This window comes from Frigidibacter sp. ROC022, assembly GCF_024723735.1.
Taxonomy (GTDB): domain Bacteria; phylum Pseudomonadota; class Alphaproteobacteria; order Rhodobacterales; family Rhodobacteraceae; genus SLM-1.
On the sequence record NZ_JANQDU010000003.1, the window covers coordinates 586426 to 597066 of the forward strand.

Genomic DNA, 10641 nt, shown 5'->3' on the forward strand with positions numbered 1-10641 from the left:
CCGCCAATGGATGTCCTGTTTGCCGCCATGGGCGATCTCTTCGTGCCCATGCGCCTGGTCCTCATGTTGTGCGGGGTGGTCTTCGGTCTTGTGATCGGGGTCATCCCGGGACTGGGCGGGCTGTTCGGCCTGACGATCCTGATTCCGCTGACCTATACGCTGGACCCGGTGGCCGCCTTCGCGCTGCTGCTGGGGATGGCCTCGGTCACCACCACCTCCGACACCATCCCGGCGGTGCTGATCGGGGTTCCGGGGACCGTCGGCGCCGCGGCGACGGTGATGGACGGCCATGCGATGGCCAAGCAGGGCAAGTCCGCGCGGGCGCTCGGTGCGGCCTATTCGGCCTCGCTCGTCGGCGGGCTGTTTGGTGCGCTGCTGCTGGCCATGGCCCTGCCGGTGCTGCGGCCGCTGGTGCTGCTGCTGAACTTCGGCGACCTGTTCGCGATCACGGCCTTCGGGCTGACGATGGTGGCCATGCTGTCTGGGCGGGCCCCCCTGAAGGGCATGGTGGCGGCGCTGGCCGGCGCCCTGATCGCATTCGCCGGGCTTGACCCCTATGAAGGCGTCGAGCGCTGGACCCTGGGCCAGATCTACCTCTGGGACGGGGTGCCGACGCCGATCGTCTTTCTGGCGATCTATGCGGTGCCGGAACTGGCTGGGCTGCTGCAGCGCGGGCGGATTCAGGTGGCCGATGCGGTCGAGGATGCCGGCGGCAAGCGCCAGGGGATCGGCGATACGCTGCGCAACCTGCCGCTGGTGCTGCGCAGCGGTGGAATCGGTGCGCTGCTGGGGGCGGTGCCGGGCGTCGGCGTGACGGTGATCGAGTGGATCGCCTATGGCGATGCGGCGCGGCGTCCGGGCAAGGGACCGGTCTTCGGCGAGGGCAATGTTCGCGGGGTCATCGCTCCCGAAAGCGCCAACAATGCCAAGGAGGGTGGCTCGCTGATCCCGACGCTGGCCTTCGGGGTGCCCGGATCGGCCTCGATGGCGCTGCTTCTCGGGGCCTTCATGCTGCACGGGCTGGTGCCCGGCCCCGACCTGCTGCGCGACGAGGCGCCATTCGTGGTCTCGCTGGTCCTGACCATCGCGCTGGCCAATCTGGTCGGCGCCGGTCTCTGCCTGGCTCTGACCCGGCCGCTGTCGCGGCTGGCGCTGGTTCCGGCGCCGGTGCTGGTGCCGGTGGCGCTGGCCTTTGTCGGGCTGGGCGTCTTCCAGACCGGCCGTGACCCGCGCGATTTCATCACGCTTCTGGTCTTCTCGGCCCTGGGGCTGGCGATGAAGCGCTATGGCTGGTCGCGGCCGGCCTTCACCCTGGGACTGGTCCTGGCCCCCAATCTGGAGCGGTTCTTCTTTCTGTCCTGGCAGATTTCGGGCTGGTCCTGGCTGGCGCAACCGCTGGTGATCCTGTTGCTCGGCCTGTCGGCGCTGCTGCTGGGCCGGCAGGTCTATCGCTTCAGCCGCGAAACCCCGGGTGTCGATGTTGCCGAAACCGGCCGTGGCGATGCCGCCCTGGGGCTGCTGCTGGCGCTGCTGGCGGCAGGCGTGCTCGGCATGTGCCTGACCCTGCCGATCGAGGCGGCGATCTTCCCGGCGCTGGTGGCCGGGCTGATGCTGGCGGCGATGCTGGTGATGGCGCCGCGTCTCTGGCGGGCCTGCCGGGTGCGGTTGCCGGGAGAGGCCGCCGGCGTGGGCTCGGACCTGCGGTTCCTGATCGGCGGCGCCGGCGGGCTGGCACTGCTCATCATGGCCCTTGGGCATCTGGCGGGACCGGCCTGCTTCATCCTGCTGTCGGCGCTCTGGCTGCGGCGCCCCGGACCGTTCGGGGCGGTGCTGGCGGCGGCGTTCGCGACGCTCGTGTCCTGGGCGGTCTTCGACCTTCTGGCCCGGCAGTCCTGGCCCGAGCCCTGGATCGGCTCCCTGTTCCAGGGGCTGATGCCGGGCTGAGCCTGCCCGCCGGGCATGGATGGCCGGGCTATGGCCCACTCCGCTTTTTCAATTCGGCGACGACGCGGTCGGCCATGGTCGCGCAGCGGGCGCCGTCGAAGGGGAACACCGATTCAAACCCGCCGTCGATCCGGCTTTCCAGAGCCCTGCGCAGACGCCGACGGGCGCGGAACAGCCGCGTCTTCACCGTGATCGGGTTCAGCGACAGGTCCTCGGCGATCTCCCGCAGCTTCAGGCCCTCGGTCTCGTGCAGCAGGAACGGCAGGCGCAGCTCGGGCGGCAGTTCGGCAATCGCGGTCTCCAGCAGGTGCCGGATCTGCGACCGGCCCAGCGAGCCTTCCGCCGTTTCGGCGTTGCGCCCGGGAAAAGCCAGGATCTGCGGGCTCTCGGTCTCGGTCACGGTGTCGTATCCCTCTTGTGGGCGGGCACGGCGCGCCAGCATCCGGGCGTTGTTGATGGTGATCCGGGTGATCCAGGTCGAGAACCGTGCCCGGTTCTCGAATTCCGCAAGCCGGGTGAAGGCGGCGAGATAGCTGTCCTGCACCACTTCCTCGGCTTCGGCATCGCTCGCGACGATGCCGCGGGCGATGCGGAACAGCCGCGGGTTCAGGCGACGGATCAGCTCGCGCACCGCCGGTTCATCTCCCTCGCGCGCCGCCGCGACAAGCTCGGCCTCGGGAACCGCGCCGGGGGCAGGGGCGGCGGTGGACAGGGCTGGCACTGCGTTCATCGCGATTCCCCCTCGATCCGGCCACGGCTGAGGATCTCCGCGACGGGTGGAAGCGTTTCCAGCACCTCGGGCGAGACGTCTTCGGTGTCGGTCGCGGCATCTTCCCAGCCCGGATCGCCGGGCCGGCCCACGACGATGCGCCCGGCCATGCCGGCCATTTCGTGCGGGATGCAATAGTAATCATAAACCCCGGGTACATCGAGCACCACCTCGAAGCTTTCCTCGGGCAGGAGGAAATCGCTGTCCCAGGCCGTTGCCGCAGAGGGGATCCGCCGGGCACGGTCGTAGTTGTCCGGATGATAGGCGGTGGCGGTGTGGCTGTTGCCGGGATCGCGGTTGACGAAGCGCAGGGTGGTGCCCGGCGCCACCGCCAGGCCGCGCGGGGCGAACCAGATCCGCTCGCCGCGCGCGGTGCCGCGCATCTCGATGACCTCCACCGGGGCGGCCCGCAGGGCGGGGGCGGCAAGGAGGGCGGCGCCAAGGCCACCCCCCAATGCCAGGAACTGACGGCGGGCGACGCTCATTTCGCCAGACGTCCCTTGGCGTCTGCATCATGGTACAGCACGACATGGGCGTGCGGCTTCTCGACCCCCGGATGACCGGCGTTGTAGTAGATGTCGACGCTGCTGACCGTGTGCAGACCGATCCCCAGCCCGTCAAAGACGGTGCCGTTCTGCAGATCGTCCAGCGGCGTCATGTAGACCGTGGCCGAGAGCATGCCGTCATGGTCATAGGCCAGGAAGGGCCCGGCGGGCAGGGTGTCGGGATCGACGAAGAGGGTGCCCAGACCCGGCAGGAAGGCCGGCAGCGGCAGCACGTCGCTGACCTGCACATAGGGCGCGCCGGGGGGCGCGGCCTTCAGGGCTTCGGTGTCATGCGCCAGGACCGGGCTGGTGGCGAGCCAGGCCGTCGCAGCCAGCAGGGAGAGGTAGAATTTCATGGGTTGTCCTTTCCGGTTGATCAGAGTGCCGGTTTCCGGCGCTCGACCCATTGGATGCGGCAGCGCGAAGAAGGTTCTCGGGGTTCCCCAAAAAAAACTTGACCTCTTCCGGTGCAGCCCGGTCGCTGCCCCTTCCGTCCCGCCCCGAAATCCGCCAAACCTGACCCGTTGCCCTTGGGGCAGGGATCAGGGAGGACCGCCAATGCTGAAAGGAATCGACCCGCGCCTGAGCGCCGAGGTGCTGCACGCGCTCTGTGCCATGGGACATGGCGATACCGTCGTGCTCTGCGACACCAACTTCCCCGCCACCTCGGTCGCCGCCGAGACCACCTGGGGCAGCCTGTTGACCATGGAGAACCTGAGCAGTGCCGAAGCTGCCGAGGCGGTGCTCTCGGTCTTGCCGCTCGATACATTCGTCGATGATTTCGCCGCCAGGATGGAAGTTGTCGGCGCAGCCGCCGAAATTCCGCCGCCGCAGGTCGAGGTCCAGGCCGCGATCGACGCCGCCGAGGGCCGGCCGCGGCCGATGGTCTCGATCGAGCGCTTTGCCTTCTACGAGGCCGCCAAGCAGGCCTTCGCGGTGATCCAGACCGGCGAGCGGCGGTTCTACGGCTGCATGATCTTCCGCAAGGGCGTGATCGCGCCGGACAGCTGAGCAGGGGGAACGGCATGGCTTCGGTCGTCATTCTGGGGATTTTCGTCGCCGACACCGCCTATCGTGCGCCGCGGCTGCCGAAGATCGGCGAGACGCTGCTGGGGCAGGGGTTCGCGCTCGGGCCGGGGGGCAAGGGCTCGAACCAGGCGGTGGCGGCGGGGCTGGCGTCCGGGGCGGATGGTCCCGAAGTGCATTTCATCACCCGCACCGGCGAGGACGATTTCGCCCGGCTGGCCGATCAGGTCTGGGCCCGGGCCGGGGTCCGGCCCGCCGTCACCCGCGATCCGCAGGCCTATACCGGGGCCGCCTTCATCTTCGTCTCGACCGAGACCGGCGACAACGCGATCATCGTGGCGCCGGGCGCGGCGGCCGATCTCGGCCCCCGGGATGCCGAGGCGCAGGCCGGGCTGATCGGCGGCGCCACGGTCTTTGTCACCCAACTCGAACAGCCGCTGCCCGCCGCCCGCCGGGCGCTGGAACTGGCCCGGGCCGGGGGCGCGGTGACGATCCTCAACCCGGCCCCCGCCGCGGCGCTGCCCGAGGGGTTTCTGGCGCTTTGCGACTGGGTCACCCCGAACGAGACCGAAGCCGAGGCCCTGACCGGCATCGCGGTAACCGATCTCGCCAGCGCCGAAGCCGCGGCACGGGCGTTGATCGGGCAGGGGGCCGGGGGCGCGGTGATGACGCTGGGCGCCCAGGGGGTGCTGCTCGTCGATGCCTCCGGTGCGCGGCATATCCCGGCCTTCAGCGCCGGCGCGGTGGCCGACACGACAGGCGCCGGAGACGCGTTCAACGGCAGTTTCGCCCTGGCGCTGGCCGAGGGCCGCCCGCCCGCCGAGGCCGCCCGTTTCGGCTGTGCGGCGGCAGGGATTTCGGTGACCCGGCCCGGCGCCGCGGCCGCGATGCCCGACCGGGCCGAGATCGACGCGCTGCTGCGCGGTTCGGCTGGTTGACAGCTGGCAACGGCGAAAATCGGCGCGGCGGGCGTTCCGGTCGGCGGCGAAAGCATCTAGGGATTGGCCGACACGAGGCCCAGGAGAAAGGCGCGAGATATGATTATCGAAATGGTGACGATCCGGATCAAGCCGGACACGGCGGCGGCGTTCGAGGCCGGGGTCTCGAAGGCGCGGGCGGTGTTCCGCCGGGCTCCGGGCTGTCTGGGGATGGAGCTTGGCGCCTGCATCGAGGAACCGGGGCTCTACCAGCTGCTGATCCGCTGGGAAACGCTGGAGGCGCATATGGAGGGCTTCCGCAAGTCGCCGCTGCTGCAGGAATGGCGCGATCTGGTGCAGGACTGCTTTGCCGTGCCGCCTTCGGCGCTGCATTACGCGATCCCGATGGACGCCGAGCTGTTCTGAGCCGACCGGGTCGCGCCGGCGCCTTGCATTGACAATTCGCCGCCCCGGAGCTTTGAGCGCGCCATGACCCCTGCTGCCCGCCTTTCCGCCGCCATCGAGGTGCTTGACCGCATTCTTGCGGGCGCCGCGCCGGAACCCGCCCTGACCGGCTGGGGCCGGGCTAATCGCTATGCCGGGTCGGGCGACCGGCACGCGGTGCGCGACCGGGTCTATCAGGCCCTGCGCCGGCGCCGCTCCGCCGCATGGGTCGGCGGCGCCGAGACCGGGCGCGGGCTGGTGCTGGGGCTGTTGCGGCTTGCGGGCGAGGCCCCCGAGACGCTGTTCACCGGCGATCGTTTCGCGCCGCCGCCGCTTTCCCCCGGCGAGGCCGGGCAGCCGCTGGACAGCGCGCCGGACCCGGTGCGGCTGGATGTGCCGGACTGGCTCTGGCCGCAGCTGAGCGACGATCTGGGGGATGATCTGGTGCCGGTGCTGGAAGCCTGCCAGAGCCGCGCCCCGGTCTGGCTGCGGGTGAACCGGAGCCGGGCCAGTATTGCCGAGGCCGCCGCCAGCCTCGCCGCCGAGGGGATCGCCACCCGGCCGCATGATGACTTTGACTGTGCTCTTGAAGTAATTGAAAATACACGAAAAGTGTCCAGATCGATAGCCCTGTCCGAAGGTCTGGTCGAATTGCAGGATGCCGCCAGCCAGGCGGTGACGCTGAGCCTTGGCGATCTCGCCGGGCTCGACGTGCTGGACTATTGCGCCGGGGCCGGCGGCAAGGCGCTGCATCTGGCCGACCTGGGCGCCAAGGTCACCGCGCATGACGTGGCCCCGGGGCGGATGCGCGATCTGGAGCCGCGCGCCGCCCGCGCCGGCCTGTCGATTGCCCGGGCCGCCACCGCGGCGCTGCCGGGGCTGGGGCCCTGGCCGCTGGTGCTGGTCGATGCGCCCTGTTCCGGCTCGGGCACCTGGCGCCGCGACCCGATGGCGAAATGGGCGCTGACCCCCGAGCGGCTGGCCGAGCTGGGCCGGGTGCAGGCCGAGGTGCTCGACGCCGCCGCGGCACTGACCGCGCCGGGCGGCAGGCTGGCCTTTGTCACCTGCTCGATCCTGTCCGCCGAGACCCGCGCCCCGGTTGAATCGTTCCTGTCGCGCAGCCCGGGCTGGCAGAGCCGGCTGCGCCGGACTTTCCTGCCCGGACCAGCCGGAGACGGGTTTTCCGTTGAAATCCTTGCGCGGGCACAGCAGGCTTGATGCAACTCCTGGTGGCGGGCGGAGATCGCTTAAGCGACGGTTAACGATATTCGTCCTCCATGGACCAAGGCTCGAATCACACCTTGGGGGGCATCGGTGACACCAACCGCGCTATCGCCGCATTCGCTGACACGCGCCGCCGTCCGGCTGAACCCCATGGCCATTCCGCTGCTCCTGGTCTCGGTCGGCGCGATTGCCGCCGGGGCCTATCTGCCTGACCGGTATGTCGGCCTGGTCTCGGTCGAATCCGGGGCGGTGCTGCTGGGGGTGACGCTGGTGGTCCGCTATCTGGCGCGGCGCTATCTGCGGGCCCGCAAGAACCTGTTCGATACCGTGGCCGGGTTCCTGGAACATGATGCCTCGCCCAGTTTCACCACCGACAGCGAAGGCCGGATCGGCTATCGCAATCCGGCGGCGGTGCAGCGGTTCGGCGGGGCCGACGGGCAGACGCTTGTCGCGGCACTGGGCGATACCTTCGCATCGCCGTCGGCGGTGCTCTACCGGTTGCAGAGCCGGGCCCAGGGCAAGGGCGCGGCGCGCGAGGATGTGGTGATGCGGCGCGGCCATATCCGGCTGTCGGTGCATCGGCTGGGGCCGGACGGCTTCCTGTGGCGGCTCGAGGATCTGGTCGAGCGGGGCAGCGTCAAGGCGCCCGAGTCGATCGGCCTGCCGATGCTGACGGCCTCCAAGTCCGGCGCCGTGCTCTACATGAACGACGCGATGCGGCGGCTGGCCGGCGGGCGCGAGACGACGCTGGACCGGGTGTTCAACGATCTGCCGCTGCGCCCCGGCCAGGTGCATGAGGTGGCCACTGCCGAAGGCGGCCGGCTGCGCTGTCGGGTGGCGGAATTCTCGGGCCCGACCGGACGGCGCGAGATCTACCTGTTCCCGGCCGAGGCCGAGGATGACGCCTCAAACTGGTCGCTGGCCGACGACTTCCCGGTGCCGATGCTGAAGCTGACCGCCGAAGGGCGGGTGCTGATCGCCAACCGCCGCGCCCGCGACCTGCTGGGGCCGGGGACGCCCGAGGGCCGGTCGATGTCGGAACTGGTCGAGGGGCTGGGCCGCTCGATCACCGACTGGATGGGCGAGGCCGCCCGCGGCCAGGGCCAGAAACAGCCGGAAGTGGTGCGGGTCCGGCGCGATGACCGCGAGCTCTACCTGCAGGTCCGCCTCGGCCGGGTCGAGACCCCGAAAGGGGCCGAACTGGTGGCGGTGCTGAACGATGCAACCGAGCTGAAGACGCTTGAGGCGCAATTCGTACAAAGCCAGAAGATGCAGGCCATCGGCCAGCTGGCGGGCGGGGTGGCGCATGATTTCAACAATCTTCTGACAGCGATTTCAGGGCATTGCGACCTGTTGTTGCTGCGTCATGACGCCACCGACAGCGACTATGCCGACCTGATCCAGATCAGCCAGAACGCCAATCGGGCGGCGGCTCTGGTCGGGCAGCTGCTGGCCTTCTCGCGCAAGCAGAACCTGCAACCGCAGGTCCTGAACCTGCGCGACGTTCTGGCCGATCATGCGCATCTTCTGAACCGGCTGGTGGGCGAGAAGGTGCGGCTGGAACTGGACCCGGCCGACGGGTTGCCGACGATCCGGGCCGACAAGCGGCAGTTCGAACAGGTGATGATGAACCTCGTGGTGAATGCCCGCGACGCGATGCCTTCCGGCGGCACGGTGCGGATCACCGCCGAGGCGCGGACCCTCACCGAAGAGATGAGCCGCGACCGTGCCACGGTGCCGGCGGGGGACTATGTGGTGATCCGGGTCGCCGACGAGGGCACGGGCATCCCGCCCGACAAGGTCTCGAAGATCTTCGAGCCGTTCTACACGACCAAGAAGACCGGTGACGGAACCGGGCTGGGCCTGTCCACCGCCTACGGGATCGTCAAGCAGTCGGGCGGCTTCATCTTTGTCGACTCGGCCCTGGGCAAGGGCACCGAGTTCTCGCTCTATCTGCCGGTCTTTCATGCGGCCCCCGATGTGGCCGAACCGGCCGCCGAGACGCTGCCGAAGCCCACCCATCCGCAGAAGGGCGGGGTGGTGCTGCTGGTCGAGGACGAGGCGCCGGTGCGGGCCTTTGCCAGCCGGGCGCTGCGGCTGCGCGGCTTTACCGTGATCGAGGCCGCCAATGCCGAAGAGGCGCTGCAGATCCTGGAAGACCCCGACCTGGTGATCGACGTCTTCGTCACCGATGTGGTGATGCCGGGGCTGGACGGCCCGACATGGGTGGCGCAGGCGCTGGAGGACCGGCCCGGGGTGCGGGTGGTCTTCGTCTCGGGCTATGCCGAGGATTCGGTGGCCGAGCATCAGGCCCGGATCCCCAATGCCGTGTTCCTCCCCAAGCCGTTCTCGCTCAGCGAACTGACGAACACGGTCACGCAGCAATTGCACTGAGGCGCGCTCCCGCCGGCCGGCAGGGCCGCAGAGTCCGCCGGGCAGGGGCATGCGGTAACGCACTGTTAATCATTCCGTCGCAGGCTGGGGTCGCAAGTTTATGGTTGAAATGTTCCGGTTTTGTGCTCATAAGGAGATCAGAACATAAGCGGAACAATCGCGCAGGTGGTGGTGGACCCGACCGCCGGGGTGTGGAACAAGGACAGGTGAAATCATGGCAGAGATTCTGGAAATGAACGACAAGCGCACGGTCGAGAAGCAGAAGGCCCTCGATTCGGCCCTGGCCCAGATCGAACGGCAGTTCGGCAAAGGGTCGATCATGCGGCTCGGGGCCGACAATCCGGTGGCCGAGATCGCCGCCACCTCGACCGGCTCGCTCGGGCTCGACATCGCCCTGGGCATCGGCGGGCTGCCGAATGGCCGGATCATCGAGATCTACGGGCCGGAAAGCTCGGGCAAGACGACGCTGACCCTGCATTGCATCGCCGAAGAGCAGAAGAAGGGCGGCGTCTGCGCCTTTGTCGATGCCGAACACGCGCTCGACCCGCTCTATGCCCGCAAGCTGGGGGTGAATCTGGACGAACTGCTGATCTCGCAGCCCGACACTGGCGAACAGGCGCTGGAGATCGTCGATACGCTGGTGCGCTCGGGGGCGGTCAGCATGGTGGTGGTCGATTCGGTCGCGGCCCTGACCCCGAAGTCTGAACTCGAAGGCGACATGGGCGACATGCAGATGGGCAGCCAGGCCCGGCTGATGAGTCAGGCGATGCGCAAGCTGACCGGCTCGATCAACCGTTCGAAATGCATGGTGATCTTCATCAACCAGATCCGGATGAAGATCGGCGTGATGTTCGGCTCGCCCGAGACCACGACCGGCGGCAATGCGTTGAAATTCTACTCCTCGGTCCGGCTCGACATCCGCCGGACCGGCTCGATCAAGGACCGCGACGAGGTCATCGGCAACTCCACCAGGGTCAAGGTGGTGAAGAACAAGGTGGCGCCGCCGTTCAAGCAGGTCGAATTCGACATCATGTATGGCGAAGGGATTTCCAAGACCGGCGAGATACTGGACCTCGGCGTCAAGGCCGGCGTGGTCGAGAAATCCGGTGCCTGGTATTCCTATGGCGACGAACGCATCGGCCAGGGCCGCGAGAATGCCAAGGCGTTCCTCAAGGAAAACCCGGAGATTTCGAACGACATCGAGGACAAGATCCGGGCCAGCCACGGGCTCGACCTCACCGTCGATCCGGAGGATGGCGAGGTCATGGAAGGCTGACCCGGCCGCCGGGCGGGACGCCCCCGGCGCCTTGGCCGGAAACGGAACACAGCGGCAGCGGCGCCCCGGGCGCCGCTTTCCTGTTCGCAGCCCCGGTTCACC

At 68.9% G+C, this 10641-nt stretch carries 10 protein-coding genes; 7 read left to right on the forward strand and 3 right to left on the reverse strand.

The window, feature by feature from the left end; translation table 11 throughout:
- The first annotated feature begins 6 nt into the window (after positions 1–6).
- Positions 7–1944, forward strand: a complete 1938-nt coding sequence (locus NUW50_RS14655; protein WP_258289880.1) for a tripartite tricarboxylate transporter permease — start codon at positions 7–9, stop codon at positions 1942–1944.
- Positions 1945–1972: 28 nt separating this feature from the next.
- Here NUW50_RS14655 and NUW50_RS14660 read toward each other — a convergent pair whose 3' ends face one another.
- From NUW50_RS14660 to NUW50_RS14670, 3 genes are read right to left on the reverse strand one after another with little or no spacing between them, the layout of a single operon-like run.
- On the reverse strand, positions 1973–2674 hold the full coding sequence (locus NUW50_RS14660; protein ID WP_258289881.1) for an RNA polymerase sigma factor: 702 nt from the start codon (positions 2672–2674) through the stop codon (positions 1973–1975).
- Complete coding sequence (locus NUW50_RS14665; protein ID WP_258289882.1) at positions 2671–3198, reverse strand: plastocyanin/azurin family copper-binding protein; 528 nt, start codon at positions 3196–3198, stop codon at positions 2671–2673. Before NUW50_RS14665 ends, NUW50_RS14660 begins: the two co-directional genes overlap by 4 nt.
- On the reverse strand, positions 3195–3614 hold the full coding sequence (locus tag NUW50_RS14670) for a hypothetical protein (RefSeq protein WP_258289883.1): 420 nt from the start codon (positions 3612–3614) through the stop codon (positions 3195–3197). The genes NUW50_RS14665 and NUW50_RS14670 overlap by 4 nt, the downstream gene beginning before the upstream one ends.
- Before the next feature lie 202 nt (positions 3615–3816).
- Here NUW50_RS14670 and NUW50_RS14675 point away from each other — a divergent pair, with 202 nt between their 5' ends.
- The 6 genes from NUW50_RS14675 to recA all read left to right on the forward strand — a co-directional run bounded on the left by NUW50_RS14675 (position 3817) and on the right by recA (position 10539).
- Positions 3817–4269 (forward strand): RbsD/FucU family protein, encoded by a 453-nt coding sequence (locus tag NUW50_RS14675; RefSeq protein WP_258289884.1) that lies wholly within the window; start codon positions 3817–3819, stop codon positions 4267–4269.
- A 14-nt stretch (positions 4270–4283) separates the two neighbouring features.
- Positions 4284–5222: a ribokinase gene (locus NUW50_RS14680; protein ID WP_258289885.1), complete on the forward strand. Its 939-nt coding sequence runs from the start codon at positions 4284–4286 to the stop codon at positions 5220–5222.
- 99 nt (positions 5223–5321) lie between these two features.
- Positions 5322–5627: an antibiotic biosynthesis monooxygenase family protein gene (locus tag NUW50_RS14685; protein WP_258289886.1), complete on the forward strand. Its 306-nt coding sequence runs from the start codon at positions 5322–5324 to the stop codon at positions 5625–5627.
- Between the two features lie 63 nt (positions 5628–5690).
- Positions 5691–6863 carry an RsmB/NOP family class I SAM-dependent RNA methyltransferase gene (locus NUW50_RS14690; protein ID WP_258289887.1) on the forward strand — a complete coding sequence of 391 codons (1173 nt, stop codon included), beginning with the start codon at positions 5691–5693 and terminating at the stop codon, positions 6861–6863.
- A gap of 156 nt (positions 6864–7019) precedes the next feature.
- Positions 7020–9263, forward strand: coding sequence for an ATP-binding protein (locus tag NUW50_RS14695; protein WP_258289888.1), 2244 nt, complete (start codon positions 7020–7022; stop codon positions 9261–9263).
- A gap of 214 nt (positions 9264–9477) precedes the next feature.
- Complete coding sequence (recA, locus tag NUW50_RS14700; RefSeq protein WP_258289889.1) at positions 9478–10539, forward strand: recombinase RecA; 1062 nt, start codon at positions 9478–9480, stop codon at positions 10537–10539.
- Positions 10540–10641: the final 102 nt, after the last annotated feature.

Excerpts from the sequence above, each read along its gene's own strand:
- NUW50_RS14680 (WP_258289885.1), top strand. The coding sequence starts at position 4,284 with ATGGCTTCGGTCGTCATTCTGGGGATTTTCGTCGCCGACACCGCCTAT.
- NUW50_RS14695 (WP_258289888.1), top strand. The coding sequence starts at position 7,020 with ATGGCCATTCCGCTGCTCCTGGTCTCGGTCGGCGCGATTGCCGCCGGG.
- NUW50_RS14685 (WP_258289886.1), top strand. The coding sequence starts at position 5,322 with ATGATTATCGAAATGGTGACGATCCGGATCAAGCCGGACACGGCGGCG.
- NUW50_RS14670 (WP_258289883.1), bottom strand. The coding sequence starts at position 3,614 with ATGAAATTCTACCTCTCCCTGCTGGCTGCGACGGCCTGGCTCGCCACC.
- NUW50_RS14660 (WP_258289881.1), bottom strand. The coding sequence starts at position 2,674 with ATGAACGCAGTGCCAGCCCTGTCCACCGCCGCCCCTGCCCCCGGCGCG.
- NUW50_RS14690 (WP_258289887.1), top strand. The coding sequence starts at position 5,691 with ATGACCCCTGCTGCCCGCCTTTCCGCCGCCATCGAGGTGCTTGACCGC.
- NUW50_RS14655 (WP_258289880.1), top strand. The coding sequence starts at position 7 with ATGGATGTCCTGTTTGCCGCCATGGGCGATCTCTTCGTGCCCATGCGC.
- NUW50_RS14675 (WP_258289884.1), top strand. The coding sequence starts at position 3,817 with ATGCTGAAAGGAATCGACCCGCGCCTGAGCGCCGAGGTGCTGCACGCG.
- NUW50_RS14665 (WP_258289882.1), bottom strand. The coding sequence starts at position 3,198 with ATGAGCGTCGCCCGCCGTCAGTTCCTGGCATTGGGGGGTGGCCTTGGC.
- recA (WP_258289889.1), top strand. The coding sequence starts at position 9,478 with ATGGCAGAGATTCTGGAAATGAACGACAAGCGCACGGTCGAGAAGCAG.